This is a genomic window from Streptomyces sp. NPDC091279, from assembly GCF_044757465.1.
Taxonomy (GTDB): domain Bacteria; phylum Actinomycetota; class Actinomycetes; order Streptomycetales; family Streptomycetaceae; genus Streptomyces.
In genome coordinates, this window is record NZ_JBIVVA010000001.1 from 62,100 (window position 1) to 80,930 (window position 18,831).

Here is an 18,831-nt window from a genome sequence, read left to right on the forward strand (position 1 = left end):
TGGTCTTGGCCATGCCCGTGTCACGGGGTAGCGTCACACCGAAATCGAACGACAGCATGCGGAAGCCGGTGTGAATCCGGCACGGTCGCGCCACTGTGAACGCCCCGCCCCGACCCGGGCGGCCGTGAGTCAGACCCGTGTCCGTCGTCCTGTGCACCACCGAGTTGGGACGCGAACTCCCAGAGGAGGTCCTGCCATGGCGCAGACCGTCGCTCCGCCGACCACCACCCTGGCCCCGGCCAAGCTGCCCCTGCGGGACATCGTTCCGTGGGCGGTGTTCTTCGGCGTCCTCATGCTGGTCCTGCTGTACTTCGTCGGCGCCGAACAGGGCGCCACCTCCGTGGTCTCCGGCGAGGACGTCCACGAGTGGGTCCACGACGCCCGCCACCTGCTCGGCTTCCCCTGCCACTGACCGAGGGACGCCGCACACCCATGAACTCCGCAACGGTAAGAAACCTCCTCGTCCGCGGCATGCTCGCGGGCCTCGGCGCCGGACTGCTCGCCCTGGTCGTCGCCTATCTCCTCGGCGAGCCGTATGTCGACAAGGCGATCGGCTTCGAGGCGGCGCACTCCCACGAGCACGAGATGGCCGTAGTCTCCCGCTCCCTCCAGTCCACCGCGGGACTCGCCACCGGCGTCCTGGTCTACGGGGTCGCCTTCGGCGGCATCGCCGCGCTCGCCTACTGCTTCGCCCTCGGCCGGGTCGGCCGCTTCGGCCCCCGGGCCACCGCGCTGCTGCTCTCCGGCTGCGCCCTGCTCGCCGTCTACGTCGTGCCGTTCCTGAAGTACCCGGCCAACCCGCCCGCCGTCGGCAACCCCGACACCATCGGCCGGCGCACCACCCTGTACTTCCTGATGATGCTCCTCAGCGTGCTCCTCGCGATCGCCGCGACCCTGCTGGGCAAGCGGCTCGCCCCGAGGCTCGGGAACTGGTGGGCCACGGTCGCCGCGATCACCGCGTTCGCCGTCGTGATCGGCCTCGCCTTCGCGTTCCTGCCGGTCGTCGACGAGGTCCCCGCGGACTTCCCGGCGAGCGTCCTGTGGCGGTTCCGGCTCGCCGCGCTCGCCATCCAGATCAGCCTGTGGACCGGCTTCGGACTCCTCTTCGGGGAACTCGCGGAACGGGTCCTCCACCCGAAGCCCGCCACCGTCGCCGCCGGTACGGCCGTCCCCGCCGCCCACTGAACCGGCCACGGGCGACCCCGTGCAAAGGGCCCACGGACCCGTCCGCGGGCCCTTACCCGTACCCCCTGCGACCCCTGTGACCCCTGCGACCCCTGCGACCCTCCCCGCGACCTCCCGGGACCTCCCCGGACCGAGAGGTGCGTCACGTACCCGACATCCCGCCCCGCACCGGCGTGTTGATAGCCTCGGGGCGCCAGTCGAGCCACACCCGAGGCCAGGGAATCCGGTGCGAACCCGGAACTGACGCGCAGCGGTGAGGGGGACGGGCGGGGCACGACAGCCACTGGGAGACCGGGAAGGCGCCCCGGCCGGACGAACCCGAGTCCGAAGACCTGCTGGCACCTCCGCACCCCCGCGGAGGGCACCCGTAGGCAAGGCTCCGCGTACGAGCCCCGACCACCGAGGCGTACCCGTGTTCCGTTCCGCCCGCCGTACCGCGGCGCTCCTGCTCGCCCCCGCCGTCCTGATCACCGCCTGCGGCGGCTCCGGAAGCGGCACCGCCGAGGACGGCGCGTCCGCCGCCGCCGGATTCCCGGTCACCCTCACCAACTGCGGGCACAAGGTCACCCTCGAAACGGCACCGAAGCGCGCCGTCTCCCTCAACCAGGGCACCACCGAGATCCTGCTCTCCCTCGGCCTCGCCGACCGCATGGCCGGCACCGCCACGTGGACCGACCCGGTGATGAAGGGCCTGGAGAAGGCCAACGCGAGCGTCCCGCGCCTCGCCGACAACAACCCCTCGTTCGAGAAGGTGCTGGCCGCCGAGCCCGACTTCGTCACCGCCTCCTTCGTCTCCACCCTCGGCAAGGGCGGCGTCGCCAGCCGCGAACAGTTCGAGAAGCTCGGCGTGCCCACCTATGTCTCCCCGTCCGACTGCTCCGAGGGCAAGGACAACGACACCGGCGGCGACGGCTCCCGCAGCAAGCCGCTCACCCTCGACGCCGTGTACGGCGAGATCCGCGACCTCGCCCGTGCCTTCGGCGTCGAGGCCCGGGGCGAGAAGCTCGTCGAACGGCTCAAGGCGCGGGTCACCAAGGCCACCACCGGCCTGCACGCCTCCGACGTCTCCGTCATGTACTGGTACGCCAACTCCCAGTCGCCCTACCTCGCCGGCTGCTGCGGCGCCCCGGGCGCCATCACCCGCGCGGTCGGCGCGAAGAACGTCTTCGCCGACACCCACGACGAGTGGCCCCAGATCAACTGGGAGACCATCGCCGACCGGAACCCCGACGTCATCGTCCTCGGCGACCTCACCCGCAAGCAGCAGACCGCCGAGACCGCCGCGGCCAAGATCCGCTTCCTGGAGACCAACCCGGTCACCCGCAACCTCACCGCCGTCAAGAAGAAGCGGTTCGTGAGACTCAGCGGCCAGGCCATGAACCCTTCCATCCGTACCGTCGAGGGGATCGAGCAGGTCGCCGCCGCCCTGCGGGAGTTCGGGCTCAGCCAGTGAGGGTCCGCGTCGCCCTGCTGTCGGCCGGGGGACTCTCCGCGCTGCTCGTGTCCATCGCCGTCGCCGTCACCATCGGGCCCGCCGACATCTCCACCGGCGACGTGTGGACGGCCGTCGCCGCCCACCTCGGCATCGGGGACAGCGGCCTCGCCCCGCTGCGCGACGGCATCGTGTGGGACCTGCGGATGCCGCGCACCCTGCTCGCCGCCGTGTGCGGCGCCGGGCTCGCGGTGTGCGGCGCGGTCATGCAGTCCCTGCTGCGCAACCCGCTCGCCGACCCCTTCGTCCTCGGCGTCTCCTCCGGCGCCTCCACCGGCGCGGTCGCGGTCGTCGTCCTCGGCGTGGGCGGGGGAGCGGTGTCGCTGTCGTCCGGCGCGTTCCTCGGCGCGGTGCTCTCCTTCGGCCTCGTGCTGATCCTCAGCCACACCCTCGGCGGCTCCACCGACCGCGTGGTCCTCTCCGGCGTCGCCGCGATGCAGCTGTTCTCCGCGCTGACCTCGTTCGTCGTCCTCACCTCCGCCGACGCCGAGACCACCCGGGGCGTCCTGTTCTGGCTGCTCGGCTCGCTCACCGGCGCCGACTGGGGGCAGGTCGCGCTGTGCGCCGCCGTCCTCGCCGGCACCCTCGTGGTGTGCCTCGGGCACGCCCGCACCCTCGACGCGTTCGCCTTCGGGGCGGAGGCCGCGGCCGGGCTCGGCGTCCATGTCGCCAGGACCCGGCTGGTCCTGCTCTCCGTGACGGCGCTGCTGACGGCGGTCCTGGTCAGCTGCGCCGGCGCGATCGGCTTCGTCGGCCTGGTCCTGCCGCACCTCACCCGCGCCCTCACCGGCTCCGGGCACGCCCGGCTGCTGCCGGTCACCGCGCTGACCGGCGCCGTCTTCCTGGTGTGGGTGGACACGGCGGCCCGTACCGTTCTCGACCCGCAGGAGGTGCCGGTGGGCGTGGTGACGTCCCTCATCGGCGTGCCCGTGTTCGTCGCGGTGCTCCACCGGGGCCGGGGCAAGGCATGACCGGCCTCGCCGCGGACCGCGTCACCCGCCGCCTCGACGGCCGGGTCATCGTCGACGGCGTCACCCTCACCGCCGACGCCGGGGAGACCGTCGGGCTGCTCGGGCCCAACGGCTCCGGGAAGTCGACCCTGCTGCGGATGCTGGCCGGTGTCCTCGCCCCGAGCACGGGCGTCGTCACCCTGGACGGGCGCCCGCTGCCGGAGCTGGGGCGCCGGGCCACCGCCCGCCGGGTCGCCACCGTCGAGCAGCACACCCACACCCTCACCGAACTGACCGTCCGCGATGTCGTCGCCCTCGGCCGCATCCCGCACCGGCGCGCCTGGACACCCGCGTCCCCGACCGACGCCCGGGCGGTCACCGACGCCCTGGAGCGCACCGGCCTCACCGACCGGGCCGCCCAGTCCTGGCACACCCTCTCCGGCGGCGAACGCCAACGCGCCCAGATCGCCCGGGCGTTGGCCCAGCAGCCCCGGGAACTCCTGCTCGACGAGCCGACCAACCACCTCGACATCCAGCACCAGTTGGACCTGCTCGACCTGATCGCCGAGCTGCCGGTCACCACGGTGATCGCCCTGCACGACCTCAACCTCGCCGCGATGTACTGCGACCGCCTCCTCGTGCTCCGCGCGGGCCGCGTGATCGCGGAGGGCACCCCGGCCGACGTCCTGACCCCGGCCCTGATCGCCGACGTCTACGGCGTCCGCGCCGAGGTGAGCCACGATCCCGGGCACCCGGTGATCCGTTTCGTGCGCAGGGCTGCGGTGGGGGAGCCCGGCTGAGGCCGACGGCTCCCCTGCGCCCGGGGAGCGTGGAGATTCGGCCACCTGTCGAGGGGCGCGCGCCGGGCGGGACCCGGGGTGGGAGGGGGAGCGGGGCGGGCGCGGGCGGTCGGGGATACGACTGAAACACGTGTGTTCGATCCGGGGGAGCGGGTCGTTGTTCCGGGCATCGTCACCCGCGCCCGGAGACTTCCGCCCCAGCTGGAGGAACCATGAAACCCACCCCTGTCCCGGCCCCCGGCGACGGTTCAGCGGGCGTCGGCGCGGGTGTGCGCCCGCGCGCGACGGCTGAGCACGACCCCGATCGGGATCAGCACCAGCCAGCTCCACAGCGCCGCCCGCGCGGAGACGAACGCGATCGGAACGGTGGCGCCGAACACCACCACGTTCGCGACCAGACCCGTGACGACATCCCGCTCGGCGTGCCGCGCCCCGGCGCCCGACACGCGCCGCTCGCGCCGGATGGTGCACAGCATCGCGAGTTGCAGCAGGTCGATAACGAGGACGGTGCCCGCGTACAGGGCCACCGCGAGGGACTGGGAGGCGTACTCGGACAACAGCGTGGTCGGGAACGGCAGCAACGCGATCGCACCGAGCCCGGCCAGCGCGAACCGCAGCGACAACCCCTCGACCCGGTCGGCGAGTTGGAGGATGCGCCGGTGGTCGCGCCAGAAACCGGCGAGGATCGCGAAGCTCAGCACGTAGGCGCCGATGTTCGGCAGCAGCGCGTGCAGCATGCGGCGGAAACCGGCGTCGTCCAGATCGCCGGTGACCTGGATGTCGAGGACCAGCAGCGTCATCGCGATGGCGAAGATCCCGTCGGACAACGCGATCAGCCGCGCCAGATTCCGCGGCCCGGGTCCCCCCTCGCTCTCGTTCACCCGCCCAGCCTGGGCGCCGAGCCCGGAGCCGCCCACCCATTAGCCCTTCTGCGGGCACGCCGCCGACGACAGGGGGCGACCTGCGCGGGGGCGCGGGCGGACGGGGGCGCGTGCGGGAGCCCGGGGTGCGGGAGCGCCGGGCGCGGGAGGATCGGGCGCGGGAGGAGCGGGCGCCGTCTCGACGGCGGTGCGGCGGGGGAGCGTTCGTCCGCGCCCGCAGCCGAGTCCGCCCTCGCGCCCGTGCTCGTGCCCGTGCTCGTCTCCGCCTCCGCGTCCCCGGCTCGGCGTGCGGGGGTGCTCCGGTGAGGGGGCGGGCGGAGTATGCCGTTCCGGTCGATGTGCATGTCATTCTGCGGCGGGGGAGCGCCGGTGCGCCCGAGTTCCTGCTCTCGCGCCGGGCCGGGCCTGTGTACGCGTCCGGGCTGTGGCATCTGCCGTCCGGGCGGCTGGACGGACCGCACGAGGACGTCGCCGACGCGGTGATCCGGGAGACACGGGAGGAGACCGGCGTGGTCGTCGGGCGCGGGGATCTGCGGGCGGCGGTCACCGTCCACCACCGGGCGCCGGGCGGTGTGGCCCGGATCGGCGTCTTCTTCGAGACCCGGCGCTGGCGGGGTGAGCCCCGCATCATGGAGCCCGACCGGTGCGACGGCATGGGCTGGTTCGGCCCGGCGGCGCTGCCGGAACCGATGGTCGCCTACTGCTGGGCGGGGCTCGACGGGTACCTGACCGGCGCCCACGTCGTCACGCACTTCCAGCACCCGGGCGACCCGGTCGCCCACCGCCCGGGCCCGGACCGGACCTGGGCGGCGGCCGACGCCCAGATCGCCGGGGTGGGGGCCGAGGGGCCGATGCCCTAGGGGAGCCCTGGAGGGGGCGCCGTGCGCCGACCGCACCCGGCGTTCGGCGCCCCCGGCACCCTTGTTCCCGACGCACCCCGGCCACGCCGCCAAGGAGACCCCGGATGAAGCACCTCACGCCCGACCAGTGGGCCAGGCACTACGCGGACGGCACGACCTTCCGCCCCCTCGACGACACCGAACGCCGGCTCCTCGCCCGGCACGCCCCGGCCCCCGAGGACGGACGCGCCCTGGACGTGGGCTGCGGACTCGGTGAACTCGCCCGGCACCTGGCCCAGTCGGGCTATCAGGTGGACGCGGTCGACTGCGCGGCCACCGCCCTGGACCGCGCCCGCACCGGCCACCGTGACCACCTCGAATCGCCGGGCGTGGACTACCGCGTCCACGACATCGAGCGCGACGACCCCGCCGAACTCCCCCACGACGCCTACGACTTGATCGTGTTCCGGCTCAGCTGGGCGTTCGTCTACGACCGTACCCGGGTCCTGAACCGGCTCCGCGAACGCCTACGCCCCGGCGGTGTCCTCTGTGTCATCACCCCGGTCGTGGCCGCCGTCCCGGAGGACCGCCGCCACATCGCCCTCGACGAGGCGGAGATCGACCTGCTCCGCGCGGGCTGGACGGCCACCGAACGCCACGACGCCGACGGACTCGCCGTTCTCTTCCTGAGAGACCCGAGGGAACCCGACCTCGCGCGCCCCGCCTGCGCCGACAAGGGGCGCCCCTCGCCGCACGCCCTCACCGGCGCGGGAGTCGTCGTCACCGACGCGGGCGGGCGGGTGCTGCTGGGCTGGTCGGTGCGCGGGGTCTGGGAGTTGCCCGGCGGCAAGAACGACGCGGGGGAGGACTTCCGGGCCACGGCCGTGCGGGAGTTGGCGGAGGAGACCGGGCTGGTGGCGGAGGTGGCCGACGCGCGACTGGCGGCGCTGCTCATGGACTCCGTGCACGGCATCCCCCGGATGACGGCGGCCGTCCGGGTCACCGCCCACACCGGCCGACCGGTCGTCACGGAGCCGCATCTGATCCGCCGTTGGGAATGGCACGACGTCGCCGACCTGGCCGACCTCGCGCAGCCCCTGTTCACGCCGAGCGCCCATGTCATCGACACGATCTGGCCCGGCGTACTCCCCGCTGTCCCGCCGGTCCACCGCTATCCGATCGCCCCGACGGAGGCACCGGACCCGGGCAGCCCCTGACCGACAGGGCCGTCAGCCCCGGAACTGGCAGCGGCGGCAGCCCTGTTCGACCCCGTCCACCCTCAACCGGGCCGACCGCGAGCCCCGGTCGGCCCGCCGATGTCCGACTGGCCCCTCAACTCACGTTGCTCGAAGCCCGAGTTGACCCGGCCGACCCTGTCGCCCCCGCCGGGCGCCCGCCGTGGGCGATGCTCGTGCAGGCGCCTCCGTCCCCCGCCCCGCACGTCACCGCCCTCAGTTCGGCCAGGGACTCGCGCATCAGGTCGGCCATCGGGCGTTCCCCGTCCTCCGCGATCCACCGTTCGAAGCCGACCTTGAAGACGGCGATGCCGGCCTCGGCGCTGAGGCTCGCGGCCGGGTCCGGGACGCCGCGTGCGCGCAGGGCGTCGGCGACGGCGGCCGAGAGGGCGGCCAGCTTGATCAGCTCGCGTTCCCGCAAGGTCGCGGTGGCGGTGATGACGGCCTGCCGCTGCCGGGAGAAGGCCTTGCGGTCGACGAACAGCGTCGAGACCGCCTCCAGACCGGCCAGCACCGCGTCGATCGGGCCTGCGGCCGCGGGCGCCCCGGTCACCGCGCCGGCGAACTCCTGCTGGAGCGCGCCCGCACTGTCGAACAGCACCTCGCGCTTGTCCGCGAAGTACCGGAAGAACGTCCGCTCCGTCAGCCCCGCGCGTCGGGCTATCTCCGCGACCGTCGTCTGCTCGTAGCCGCGCTCGCAGTACAGCTCCAACGCGGCCGTCGCGAGGCGCTGACGCGTGTTCGGCTCCCATCTACCCATGGTCAGATCGTACGCGATGACAGTGACTGACATCGGTGCTACGTTTGATGTCAGTCACTGACATCGATCGTTGGGAACCCTCATGCGTATCTTCGTGACCGGCGCGTCCGGCTGGATCGGCACTCCCCTCGTGCAGGACCTCCTCGGGGCGGGCCACCAGGTCGTGGGGCTCGCCCGGTCCGACACCTCCGCCGCCGCGCTCGCCGCGGCCGGTGCCGAGTCGGTCCGCGGCACCCTGGACGACCTCGGCCTCCTGCGCTCGGCGGCCGCCGACTCGGACGGCGTGATCCACCTCGCCTTCAAGCACGACATCGCCTTCACCGGCCCCGGGAACTTCGAGGCCGCCTCCCAGGCCGACCGCCTGGCCGTCGACGCCCTCGCCGAGGGGCTGGTCGGCAGCGACCGGCCGTTCGTCCTCGCCTCCGGCACGCTCGGGCTCAAGACGGGGGAGCCGGCGACCGAGCGGGACATGCCGTCGACCACCGGCCCGGTCGGTACCCGGATGTCCACCGCCCGGGCGGTGCTCGACCTCACCTCGCGGGGCGTCCGCTCGTCGGTGGTGCGGCTGCCCCCGACCTGCCACGGCGACGGCGACGGCGGCTTCATGCACATGCTCGTCGACTTCGCCCGGCAGAGCGGCTCCGCCGGATACCTCGGTGACGGCGCCAACCGCTGGCCCGCCGTCCACCACATCGACGTGGCGCACCTGTTCCGGCTCGCGGTCGAGAAGGCGCCGGCCGGGTCGGTGCTGCACGGCGTCGCCGAGGAAGGCGTGCCGATCCGCGAGGTCGCCGAGGTGATCGGCCGCCACCTCGGGGTGCCGGCGGTCTCCGTGGCCCCCGAGCAGGCGGCGGAGCGGTTCGCCTCGCTCGCCGGGTTCATCGGCGTGGACGCCCCGGTCTCCAGCGCCCTCACCCGTGAACTCCTCGGCTGGCAGCCCACCCGACAGGGCCTGCTCGCCGACCTCGACGAGGGGCACTACTTCAAGGACGCCGAGGCGCACTACTTCAAGAAGACCGACAGCAAGGCATGACGCACGGCGAGGCGCCGACCAGGCCCTGCCCCGGCCGGCGCCCTCACCGCCGTTGCCCCTCCTTCGTGGCCGTGCGCGGGCCTGCCGAGGAGACCAGTGCCGTCTGTCACGCGGGCCGGTGCTGCTCCGGGGGGTGGGGGAGGCGGGCGTGGAGGTGGCTGGCGAACTCTTCCGCGCGGGTCAGTTGGACGCGCAGGTCGGCGACGCGCTGCTGGGCCGCCGCCTCGAAACCGCGGACCCGTTCCAGCAGTTCGGCGTGTTCCTCGGGCGGCAGGTCGGCGCCCGAGTCGAGCCGGTCGGTGGCGGCGAGCAGGGCCCGCATCTCGTCCAGGCTGAAGCCCAGCGGTTTCATCCGGCGGATCACCATCAGGCGGGCCACGTCCATCTCGGTGTAGAGGCGGAACCCGCCCTGCGAGCGCGCCGACGGGACGACGAGACCGGTGTCCTCGTAGTGCCGGATGGTGCGCAGAGACAGCTCGGTCCGCGCGGCGACCTCGCCGATCTGCATGTGCTTGCCGTTCACGTCCCTGTTCAGGCCTCTCTCGTCCGCGGGCGGCCCCGGAGCCTCGTCCGGCCGCCGATCCCTACCCTAACGTTAGGGTAGGGTTGTTCGCGTTGCCGGACGGCCGTGCGGGCCGTCCACCGCCGTGTCGGGGCCGATGCCGCCCCCGGCGACGTATCCGGGTGGGTCCCCGATGCCCGCCGTCCGCCGCGTCCTTCCCCCGCTCCCCGGGCGCGCCCGAGCACGAACAGGTTGTCGCTCCCTTGTCCTCCCCCGCTCTGTCCCCCGCCACCCGGCTGCGCGCTCTCGCGCCCGACTGGATGCGTGATCCGAAGGTCTGGCGCACCGAGATACTCGCCGGTCTCGTGGTCGGTCTCGCGCTGATCCCCGAGGCCATCTCGTTCTCGGTGATCGCCGGTGTCGACCCCGCGATCGGACTGTTCGCCTCGTTCACCATGGCCGTCACCATCTCGGTCGTCGGCGGCCGCCGGGCGATGATCTCCGCCGCCACCGGCGCCGTCGCCCTCGTGATCGCGCCCATGAACCGCGAGCACGGCTTCGGCTATCTCGTCGCGACCGTGATCCTGGCCGGGGTCCTCCAGATCGTGCTGGGCACGCTGGGGGTGGCGAAGCTGATGCGGTTCGTGCCGCGCGCGGTGATGGTCGGCTTCGTCAACGCCCTCGCCATCCTCATCTTCCTGGCGCAGCTGCCCGAGCTGACCGACGTGCCCTGGCCGGTCTACCCGCTGTTCGCGGCCGGGCTCGCGCTGCTGGTGTTCTTCCCGAAGGTCACCGCCGTGATCCCGGCGCCGCTGGTGGCGATCGTCGTCCTCACCGCCGTCACGGTCGCCGCCGGGATCGCCGTCCCGACGGTCGGGGACAAGGGGGAGCTGCCGTCCGCGCTGCCGCTGCCGGGGCTGCCCGATGTGCCGTTCACTCTCGACACGTTGACGACGATCGCCCCGTACGCGCTCGCGATGGCGCTGGTCGGGCTGATGGAGTCGCTGATGACGGCGCAGCTCGTCGACGAGATCACCGACACCCGGTCCTCCAAGACCCGCGAGTCCGTCGGGCAGGGCATCGCCAACATCGTCACCGGCTTCTTCGGCGGCATGGGCGGCTGCGCCATGATCGGCCAGACGATGATCAACGTGAAGGTGTCGGGCGCCCGCACCCGCCTGTCGACGTTCCTGGCGGGCACGTTCCTGATGGTGCTCTGCGTGGTCTTCGGGCCGGTCGTCTCGGACATCCCGATGGCCGCGCTGGTCGCGGTGATGGTCATGGTGTGCTTCGCGACGTTCGACTGGCACTCGATCGCCCCGAAGACCCTGCGCCGGATGCCCGCCGGGGAGATCACCGTGATGGTCCTCACCGTCGTCTGCGTGGTCGCCACCGAGAACCTCGCCGTCGGTGTCGTGGTCGGCTCGGTCACCGCCATGGTCGTCTTCGCCAAGCGCGTCGCCCACCTCGCCGAGGTCACCTCCGTCATCGACCCCGACGGCACCACCGCCGTCTACCGGGTCACCGGCGAACTGTTCTTCGCCTCCGCCAACGACCTGGTCGGACGGTTCGACTACGCGGGTGACCCGGAGCGGATCGTCATCGACCTGTCCGCCACGCACGTCTGGGACGCCTCGTCGGTGGCCGCCCTGGACGCCGTCGAGACCAAGTACGCGCAGCGCGGCAAGACGGTCGAGATCACCGGCCTCAACGAACCGAGCGCCCGGCTGCACAGACGGCTGAGCGGGGAGCTGACCGCCGGGAACTGACCGGCCGGCGGTGGGTCGGCGGGTGCTCCGCCCGGCCCGCGTCGGCCTCCGCACCGCCGTCGGCCGGGACGGCGACCCCGGCGGACAGATCCGGAGCGGACGCGGCGAGGGCGGCGCCGGAATCCCGCCGAGCCCTCCGGACCGAGGGCCAGCGCCTGACGTGCCACGCGCTCGCCGTCTCTCACGGCGTCGCGCGGCGCGGGGGAGGCGCCATCGGCTGTCGAGCGGTGAACGACGGCCACGCCGGGCCGTGACCGCCATCGACCGTCCAGCGGTGAACGACGGCCACGCCGGGCCGTGGTCGAGGGTGGCCGCCCGGTCAGTCGGACATGGCCACCAGCACCCGGCGCGGTCCGGTGAAGGGGCGCCTGCCGTGGCCCACGAGGACGTTGTCGACGAGCAGCAGGTCACCGGCGTTCCAGCCGACGTCGACCGCGAGCCGCAGGCCGGTCTCCTTTACGTGCCTGACGTACGCGGCCGGCACGGGGCTGCCGTCGGCGAACGTCACCGACTGCGGCCACTCCTCCTCGGGCAGCAACTCCCTGATGTCCGGCCCCCGCCCCTCACTCCGTCCGCAGTGCCGTTGCCGTTCTCGTGCGGGCCGCCCAGCCTGCTGGGAGGAGGGAGCCGAGGACGGCGATGACCAGGCCGCCGAGGCCGAGCAGGAGCAGTTCGGGTGCCTCGTAGATGGCGATCACGGAATCCGGCAGCTTCAGGCCCGCGCTGCGGCCCATCGCCGGCATCACCGCGTCGTGCAGGGCTCACCCGATCGGCACCCCCAGCACCCCGCCCAGCAGCCCCGCCGGCGTCACCGACGTCACCACCATGGTGATCGTCTGCCGGGGTGTCATCCCGAACGCCTTGCTGACGCCGAGGTCGCGGATGCGCTCGTGGGTGTCCAGGACGACCCCGTTGAGGACCCCGAGCCTGGCCACCGCGACCAGCGAACGGCTCGCCCTGTACGGCGGCACCCTGCGCACCGGCCCGCGCCCGCTGGGCGGCTACCGGGTGCAGGCCCTGATTCCTCTGGAGGACATGTGAACGAACCGCTGCGGGTCGTGGTCGCCGACGACCAGGCGCTGGTGCGGACCGGGTTCCGGATGATCCTGAGCGCCGACGGCATGGACGTGGTCGCCGAGGCCACCGACGGCGCCGAGGCCGTCGAGGCGGTCCGCGCCACCCGGCCCGACGTGGTGCTGATGGACATCCGGATGCCCAGGATGGACGGCCTGGAGGCCGCCCGGCGCATCCTCGGCGGGACCCCGGACGACCCCCGGGTCGTCATGCTGACCACGTTCGATCTCGACCAGTACGTCTACGCGGCGCTCTCCGCCGGGGCCAGCGGCTTCCTCCTCAAGGACGTCACGCCCGAGCACCTGGTGGCCGCCGTCCGCACGGTCCGCACCGGCGACGCGCTGCTCGCCCCCGCCATCACCCGGCGCCTCGTCGAACGGTTCGCCCGCCGGGACCCGCAGGGCCCCTCCCTCCACCGTGACCTCGCCACCCTGACGCCCCGCGAACTGGACGTGCTGGGACGGCTGGCCCAGGGCCTGAGCAACGCCGAACTCGCCGCCCGCCTCCACCTCTCCGAGGCCACGGTCAAGACCCACGTCTCCCGCATCCTCACCAAGCTCAACCTCCGCGACCGCGCCCAGGCCGTCGTCGTCGCCTACGAGACGGGGTTGGTGACACCGACGGGATCGTGACGGGGGAGAGCCCGGTGCCGCCGGGAGCGGTCGCGGCGGCCGACTCCCGTGCGGCGCCGGGCCGTTCGACCTCGGGCCGTTCGACTTCGGGCCTGGCGGCGCCGGGCCGTCACAGGGCTCCCTTGCGCCACTCCCGCAGTAGCAGGCTGCCCAGGTAGAGGCCGCCGATGCCCAGGGTCCAGATGCCCACGGGCAGGTCGGCGAGGAACGGGGAGCGCTGCGCGGCCAGGTCGGCCAGCGGGAGCAGCCAGGCGCCGGTCAGCGCGGAGAGGGTCAGGTGCGGGCCGCTCGCGCCGGTGAGGCGGCGGGCGATCTGCGGGGCCGTCAGCGCGATGAACGCGATGGGCCCGGCGGCGGCGACCGCGCCCGCCGACAGCAGCACGGACAGCACGATCGAACGGCCCCGGGTGCGGCGCGGGCTGACCCCGAGCGCCTCCGCCGTGGTGTCCCCCATCTCGCTCAGCGCCAGTGGCCTGGCCAGCAGGACCGCGGCCGGTACGGCGACCAGCAGCACCAGCCAGATCACCCGGGCGTCGTCCCAGGAACGCGCGGTGAGGCTGCCGTTGAGGTAGGAGCTGAGGACGGTCGCCTGATCGCGTTCGACGGCATAGACGACGTACTGGGTCAGCGCGGTGGCCATCGCGGCGATTGCGATGCCCGCCACCACCATCCGCCCCGGGTTGCGGAACCCGGCCCCGGTCGACACGTACACCAGCAGCACGGCCGCCCCCGCGCCCACCAGCGCGCCGAGGACCACGGGGACACCGGGCGGCAGGAAGAGGGCGACGAGCGCGGCGCCCGCCCCGGCTCCCGGGCCGACGCCGATCACGTCGGGGCTGCCGAGGGGGTTGCGGGTCACGCTCTGGAACAGGGCGCCGGACAGACCGAGGGCGGCTCCCGCGGCGACGGCCACCGACAGCCGCGGCCCGCGCAGCCGGTCCAGGACGAACGCCTCGACGCCGGTGGCCCCGCCGAACAGGGCGTTCGGCAGCTCGGTCAGGGCGATGCCGAGCCGTCCGGTGGTGAGCGTGACGACAGCGGTGAGGAGCGTCAGGGCGGCCAGGGCCACGCCGATCCACAGCACCCGGGGCCGGGTCAGCAAGGTGACGGAGCCGCCGATCCTGACGATCTGTCGGCGGGGCGCGGTGCGGTGCGGGGACGTCATCGGCCGGCCTTCAGGGTGCGTACGGCGAGGAGCAGGGCGGGGGCGCCGACGAAGGCGGTCACGACGCCGACCATCAGTTCCTGCGGGCGCAGCAGCAGCCGTCCCGCGACATCGGCGGCGAGCAGCAGCGTCGGCCCGAGGAGCACGGCCAGCGCGATCTGGCCCCGCTTGTCGACCCCGGCCAGGGCCCGCACCAGGTGCGGAACGGCCAGGCCCACGAAGGCGATCGGGCCGACGGCGGCGGTCGCGGCGGCGCTCAGCACGGTGGCCGTGAGCAGCCCCACGGCCTTCACCCGGCCGGGGCGCGCGCCGAGCCCGGCGGCCGAATCGTCGCCCAGCGCAAGGGCGTTGAGCCCCCGCCCGAGCACCAGCGCGACCAGCAGCCCGAGCACGACGAGCGGCCCCACCGTGCGGGCCGCGTCCATGCTGTGGCCGCCGAGCGCGCCGACCACCCAGAACCGGTAGCTGTCGAAGACCCGGGGCCGGCTCAGCGTCAGCGCCTGGATGTACGCGCTGAGGACGGCGCTGAGGACGGCGCCCGCGAGGACCAGGCGTACCGGGCTCGCGGTGGTGCCCGCGGTGCCGATCACGTGCACGACGAGGCCGGTGAGGACGGCGCCGGGCAGCGCCCAGGCGAGGATCGCCGCCTGCCCGGAGGCGAGGCCCAGCGCGGTGCCGGTGACGACGGCGGCCGCGGCCCCGGTGTTGATGCCGAGCAGGCCCGGTTCGGCCAGCGGGTTGCGGGCGACGGCCTGCATCAGGATGCCGGCGACGGCGAGCGCCGCGCCCGCGAGCAGTCCGAGGACCGTGCGCGGGTAACGGCTCTCGACGACGGCGATGGCGTACAGGTCGCCGTGGCCGCCGAGCGCGTCCCCCACCTCGGCGGCGGTCAGCGACTTGCTGCCGTACATGACGCTGGCGAAGCAGACCAGCACGAGCGCCGCGAGGGCCGCCGCCAGCAAGGCCGGCAGCGGCAGCCGACGGGACCGCCGGGTGGTCCGTCCCGGGCGCGCGGTCGCCGGGACGGACGCGGTGTCGGTGGTCATGGAGTACTCCCCGCCGCCCCTACTTGCCGGCCTTCTCGACGGCCGCGTCGATCAGCGGCAGATAGCGCTTGATGCTCCACGGCACGGTCAGCGGGTTCAGCATCGAGGAGGCCGTCACGAACGCGTTCGAGTCGCTCGTCACCAGCGCGTCCTTCTGGACGGCGGGCATCGCCGCGTAGAGCGGCTGGGCCTCGATCTCCTTCTTGCTCTTGGCGTCCGCGTAGAACGTGAACAGCAGGTCGCTGTTCTTCAGCTTGTCGGCGTTCTCCAGACCGATCAGGGAGGAGTCGGTGCCCTCGGTCTCCTTGAACCTCTTCCACACCGGGTCGACCTTCAGGCCGAGCGAGGAGACCATCTCCACCCGCTGCTCGGTGCCGTTGAAGACGCCGAGGGTGCCGGGGCCCGAGGTGTAGATGTAGGAGAAGCTGACGTTCTTGTAGTTCGGGCGGGTGGCGGCGGCGTCGGCGAGCTGGGTCTTGATCTTCTTGACCAGGTCGTCGCCCTTGGCGGGGGTGCCGAGGGCGGTGGCGATGATGCCGATCTGCTCGTCCCAGTCGGTGCTCCACGCCTTGTCGGGGTAGGCGACGGTCGGCGCGATGTCCTTGAGGACGTCGTACTGCTTCTGCGTGAGCCCGGACCAGGGGGCGAGGATCAGGTCGGGGGCGAGTTCGGTGATGGCCTCGATGTCGAGTTCCTCACCGCCGGTGAACTGCTGGGGGAGCGGGTCGCCCGACTTCTTCACCGCCTCGTGGACCCAGGGCAGATAGCCGGTCTTGTCGCTGCCCCACGCGTACTCCTCGACGCCGACCGGGGTGTGCCCGAGGGCGATCGCGGTCTCGGCGGAGCCCTGGCCGAGGGTGACGATGCGCTGCGGCTCGCTCTTGACGGTGGCGCTGCCCAGGGCGCTCTTGAGGGTGACCGGGAAGGCGCCCCCGGAGGAGCCCTTGCCCGAGGTGGTGGCGGAGTCGTCGGAGGCACCGCAGGCGGTGAGGACCAGCAGCGACGCGGTGGCCGCCACGGCCGACAGACGGTGGGGCCAGCGGCTCGGCTCTACAGACATACCTGTTCCCCTGGGAGGAGGCGGACGTGACAAAGCCACCGCACAGGGCGGCTTGGCCAACTCATTACTTAGGCGAGCCTAACTTAAAATAATCTGAGTGGTGGCGTCATGTCCTACCCAAGTGAGCACCCGTCATACACCGGCGCGTCACATCTCACGCACACGATGCCCATGCCTGGCGTCCTGACCGGGTCCGCCAGATCTAGCCGGGTGTGCCGTGCAGATGCCGGAACGCCAACAGGGTGGCGTCGTCGGTCTGTTGGGGCCCGGTGAGGGCCTGCACGACGTCCTGGGCGAACTGCTCCAGGCCGGCCGCTCCCGGGCCGACCCCGCGTTCGGCCGCGCGCCGCACCTCGTCGAGCAGCCGGGCGGTGTCCGCGTCGGGGTCGTGGTCCCGCCGCTCGACCAGCCCGTCGGAGTACAGGAGCACGATGTCCCCGTCCAGCAGCGTGGTCTCCGTGGCCCGGTAGAGCTGGTAGGGGATCACCCCGAGCGGCGGACCGCAGGCGTCGTCGGCCTCGTCCAGGGTGCGCGGCCGGCCGTCGCGCAGCAGCACCGGACGCGGATGCCCCGCGCACGTCCAGCGCAGCAGGCACCGTTCGGGGTGGTAGCGGGCGATGACGGCGGTGGCCGTCGACTCCGCGCCGTCGTCGCACGCCACGTTGTTCAGCCACGCCGTGAGCTGCTCCACCTTGCGGCCGGTGAAGCCGAGCCCGGCCAGCGCGTACCGCAGCTTCGCCATCAGCGTCACCGCCTGGAGCCCGTGGCCGCGCGCGTCGCCGAGCGCGATGAGGACCCGCTCGCTGGGCAGCACCCGCACCTTGAACCAGTCGCCCCCGACCCCGGACCCCGAGTCCGGCCGGTACACCGCCGCCGCCTCCAGCCCGTACGGGCTCAACTCCCCCTCGAAATGCGGCAGAACGGCGTCCCGCAGCGTCCCCGCGATATCGGCGAGGGCGTGCACCTGGGCGCGCTGGAGCTGGGCGTCCCGCTCGGCCCGCGCGGCCCGCTCCCGGATGTGCCGCTCCCCGGTGACGTCCCTCAGCACCGCCCGCACGCTCCACACCGGCCCGCCGGGCAGCCGCACCGGCTCGGCGACGCAGTGCAGGACGTGCCCGGTGGCCCGCAGTTCGAGGTCGCACTCGGCACGCCGGCCGCGCAGGAACACGTCGTACAGCAACTGGTAGAGCGCGTCATGGCTCGGCGGTGCGGTGAGGGCGGCGAGCTGCGGCAGGGTGGGCACGGGGGCGTCCTCGGGCAGTCCGAGGACGTGCCGGAGACCGTAGGAGCCGTGCGCGGAGTCGTCGCCGAGGTTCCACTCGGCCCAGCACACCCGCGCCAACTGCTGTGCGGTACGGGCGAGTTGGGTGCGGTGGCCGCGTTCCCAGGAGATCAGCAGATGGGCGCCGCAGCGGGTGACGGTCACCTCGTCGTGGATGCGCACCGCCTGCCCGTCCGCCAGCGGGAGGTGCCACTCGACCGGCTCGGGGCCCTGCGGCCGCCCGGTGGTGTGGGCGTCCCGCAGCATCCGGGGCACCGGCGTGTCCGCCATGTTCGGAAACCGGTCGAAGAGGGAGAACGGGTGCTCCGGCCACGGGGGCGGCGCCTGGGGCGGGATCACCGTGTGCGCGTAACGCGCCGCCGCCTCGTTCCGGGTGACGTAGTGGAAGTCGACGACCCGGCCCGCCCCGTCGCACACGGCCTTGACCAGCAGCGCGGCGAGCGGCAGCGCGTCGAACAGATCACGCGGATCGACAGCGCCCGCCTCGGCGTACAGGTCGGAGGTGCTTTTGGCCTCCTCGGCCGCCCGGTGGCCGAGAACCCTCGGGTGGTGCCGGTGCGTCCGGGCCGTGTACTGCCCGATCCGGCGGCGCTGCGAGGCGAGCAGCTCCGCCAGGGCGCGGGCGTCGAGCCGCAGCCGGGCGTCCGGTTCCGTCTGCTCGCCGGGCGCCATGCTCCACCGTCCTTCGGGCCCTCGCCCCTCGTCCACCTCGGTCGCCGCCCCTCCCCTGGGACGGGCCGGGTCCGCCGGGTCTGTCCCGGCATGCCAGTTCCCGCATTTTATCGGCCGCGGAAATTTCATTCCGCACCGGACCAAATGACCGGACCAAATGAAATGCGCAGCGGTCTGATGTCTTTACATGTTCAACGGCCGGGAAAAGAAATGCGACATTCTTTGAACGGCGTGAAACGGTCGCGGTTATCGGTCACTCACGCACCAGGAGTCTAACCCCTCACCACACGTCATTGGGTACCAACATCCGCTTGCTGTAACCGAGTTGAAAAAGGACCCACTGGCTGGAATTGCCGTGGGCGCGGGCGGGAAGACGGAATACTCAAGTGCGCTCTTGTGCAGCCGGTGCGGCCCGATGAAGATGAGCAATCGTGACCGAGGCGCCCACCTGGAA

18 protein-coding genes, 2 pseudogenes and 2 riboswitches are annotated in these 18,831 nt (G+C 73.0%); of the genes and pseudogenes, 11 read left to right on the forward strand and 9 right to left on the reverse strand.

Going from position 1 to position 18,831, the window contains the following annotated elements:
• Positions 1-6: 6 nt before the first annotated feature.
• Positions 7-155: riboswitch (cobalamin riboswitch) on the forward strand.
• Positions 156-196: 41 nt separating this feature from the next.
• From ACIQOU_RS00295 to ACIQOU_RS00315, 5 genes are all read left to right on the forward strand, one after another.
• Positions 197-412, forward strand: a complete 216-nt coding sequence (locus tag ACIQOU_RS00295) for a CbtB-domain containing protein (protein ID WP_401532569.1) — start codon at positions 197-199, stop codon at positions 410-412.
• A gap of 20 nt (positions 413-432) precedes the next feature.
• Positions 433-1,185 (forward strand): CbtA family protein, encoded by a 753-nt coding sequence (locus ACIQOU_RS00300; protein WP_401532570.1) that lies wholly within the window; start codon positions 433-435, stop codon positions 1,183-1,185.
• A gap of 177 nt (positions 1,186-1,362) precedes the next feature.
• Positions 1,363-1,540, forward strand: a riboswitch (cobalamin riboswitch).
• Between the two features lie 57 nt (positions 1,541-1,597).
• Positions 1,598-2,638: an ABC transporter substrate-binding protein gene (locus tag ACIQOU_RS00305; protein ID WP_401532571.1), complete on the forward strand. Its 1,041-nt coding sequence runs from the start codon at positions 1,598-1,600 to the stop codon at positions 2,636-2,638.
• The gene (locus tag ACIQOU_RS00310; RefSeq protein ID WP_401532572.1) at positions 2,635-3,648 is read left to right on the forward strand and encodes a FecCD family ABC transporter permease; all 1,014 of its coding nucleotides are present in this window, start codon (positions 2,635-2,637) and stop codon (positions 3,646-3,648) included. Before ACIQOU_RS00305 ends, ACIQOU_RS00310 begins: the two co-directional genes overlap by 4 nt.
• Positions 3,645-4,427, forward strand: coding sequence for an ABC transporter ATP-binding protein (locus tag ACIQOU_RS00315; protein ID WP_401532574.1), 783 nt, complete (start codon positions 3,645-3,647; stop codon positions 4,425-4,427). The genes ACIQOU_RS00310 and ACIQOU_RS00315 overlap by 4 nt, the downstream gene beginning before the upstream one ends.
• 248 nt (positions 4,428-4,675) lie before the next feature.
• Here the strand turns inward: ACIQOU_RS00315 and ACIQOU_RS00320 are convergent, their stop codons facing one another.
• Positions 4,676-5,308: a TMEM175 family protein gene (locus ACIQOU_RS00320; protein WP_401532576.1), complete on the reverse strand. Its 633-nt coding sequence runs from the start codon at positions 5,306-5,308 to the stop codon at positions 4,676-4,678.
• 302 nt (positions 5,309-5,610) lie between these two features.
• Between ACIQOU_RS00320 and ACIQOU_RS00325 the strand changes: the two genes are divergently transcribed.
• Both ACIQOU_RS00325 and ACIQOU_RS00330 read left to right on the forward strand, forming a co-directional pair.
• Positions 5,611-6,168: an NUDIX domain-containing protein gene (locus ACIQOU_RS00325; RefSeq protein ID WP_401532578.1), complete on the forward strand. Its 558-nt coding sequence runs from the start codon at positions 5,611-5,613 to the stop codon at positions 6,166-6,168.
• Between the two features lie 104 nt (positions 6,169-6,272).
• Positions 6,273-7,364, forward strand: a complete 1,092-nt coding sequence (locus ACIQOU_RS00330) for a bifunctional class I SAM-dependent methyltransferase/NUDIX hydrolase (protein WP_401532579.1) — start codon at positions 6,273-6,275, stop codon at positions 7,362-7,364.
• A gap of 214 nt (positions 7,365-7,578) precedes the next feature.
• On the opposite strand, the pseudogene ACIQOU_RS00335 reads toward ACIQOU_RS00330, so the two are convergent.
• A pseudogene (locus ACIQOU_RS00335) lies at positions 7,579-8,142 on the reverse strand (TetR family transcriptional regulator); the annotation flags it as partial.
• A gap of 82 nt (positions 8,143-8,224) precedes the next feature.
• Here ACIQOU_RS00335 and ACIQOU_RS00340 point away from each other — a divergent pair.
• On the forward strand, positions 8,225-9,175 hold the full coding sequence (locus tag ACIQOU_RS00340; protein WP_401532580.1) for an SDR family oxidoreductase: 951 nt from the start codon (positions 8,225-8,227) through the stop codon (positions 9,173-9,175).
• A gap of 106 nt (positions 9,176-9,281) precedes the next feature.
• Here the strand turns inward: ACIQOU_RS00340 and ACIQOU_RS00345 are convergent, their stop codons facing one another.
• A complete protein-coding gene (locus ACIQOU_RS00345; protein WP_401532581.1) occupies positions 9,282-9,698 on the reverse strand; it encodes a MerR family transcriptional regulator in 417 nt (138 codons plus the stop codon).
• A 299-nt stretch (positions 9,699-9,997) separates the two neighbouring features.
• On the opposite strand from ACIQOU_RS00345, the gene ACIQOU_RS00350 reads away from it, so the two are divergent.
• Entirely contained in the window at positions 9,998-11,446 is a 1,449-nt protein-coding gene (locus tag ACIQOU_RS00350; protein ID WP_401533599.1) for a SulP family inorganic anion transporter, read from the forward strand.
• Positions 11,447-11,765: 319 nt separating this feature from the next.
• Here ACIQOU_RS00350 and ACIQOU_RS00355 read toward each other — a convergent pair whose 3' ends face one another.
• Both ACIQOU_RS00355 and ACIQOU_RS00360 read right to left on the reverse strand, forming a co-directional pair.
• Complete coding sequence (locus tag ACIQOU_RS00355) at positions 11,766-11,984, reverse strand: TauD/TfdA family dioxygenase (protein ID WP_401532583.1); 219 nt, start codon at positions 11,982-11,984, stop codon at positions 11,766-11,768.
• A gap of 25 nt (positions 11,985-12,009) precedes the next feature.
• Positions 12,010-12,390, reverse strand: a pseudogene (locus ACIQOU_RS00360) (FtsX-like permease family protein); the annotation flags it as partial.
• On the opposite strand from ACIQOU_RS00360, the gene ACIQOU_RS00365 reads away from it, so the two are divergent.
• Together ACIQOU_RS00365 and ACIQOU_RS00370 are read left to right on the forward strand one after the other, a co-directional pair.
• Positions 12,359-12,487, forward strand: a complete 129-nt coding sequence (locus tag ACIQOU_RS00365) for a hypothetical protein (protein ID WP_401533657.1) — start codon at positions 12,359-12,361, stop codon at positions 12,485-12,487. The pseudogene ACIQOU_RS00360 and the gene ACIQOU_RS00365 overlap by 32 nt on opposite strands.
• Positions 12,484-13,152: a response regulator gene (locus ACIQOU_RS00370; protein WP_401532584.1), complete on the forward strand. Its 669-nt coding sequence runs from the start codon at positions 12,484-12,486 to the stop codon at positions 13,150-13,152. Before ACIQOU_RS00365 ends, ACIQOU_RS00370 begins: the two co-directional genes overlap by 4 nt.
• A 109-nt stretch (positions 13,153-13,261) precedes the next feature.
• On the opposite strand, the gene ACIQOU_RS00375 is transcribed toward ACIQOU_RS00370, so the two are convergent.
• The 4 genes from ACIQOU_RS00375 to ACIQOU_RS00390 form a co-directional block, all read right to left on the reverse strand.
• Entirely contained in the window at positions 13,262-14,317 is a 1,056-nt protein-coding gene (locus ACIQOU_RS00375; protein WP_401532585.1) for a FecCD family ABC transporter permease, read from the reverse strand.
• Positions 14,314-15,363 carry a FecCD family ABC transporter permease gene (locus ACIQOU_RS00380; protein ID WP_401532587.1) on the reverse strand — a complete coding sequence of 350 codons (1,050 nt, stop codon included), beginning with the start codon at positions 15,361-15,363 and terminating at the stop codon, positions 14,314-14,316. Before ACIQOU_RS00380 ends, ACIQOU_RS00375 begins: the two co-directional genes overlap by 4 nt.
• A 19-nt stretch (positions 15,364-15,382) precedes the next feature.
• The gene (locus tag ACIQOU_RS00385) at positions 15,383-16,423 is read right to left on the reverse strand and encodes an iron-siderophore ABC transporter substrate-binding protein (RefSeq protein ID WP_401532589.1); all 1,041 of its coding nucleotides are present in this window, start codon (positions 16,421-16,423) and stop codon (positions 15,383-15,385) included.
• A 202-nt stretch (positions 16,424-16,625) separates the two neighbouring features.
• Positions 16,626-18,377, reverse strand: a complete 1,752-nt coding sequence (locus tag ACIQOU_RS00390) for a PP2C family protein-serine/threonine phosphatase (protein ID WP_401532590.1) — start codon at positions 18,375-18,377, stop codon at positions 16,626-16,628.
• Positions 18,378-18,831: the final 454 nt, after the last annotated feature.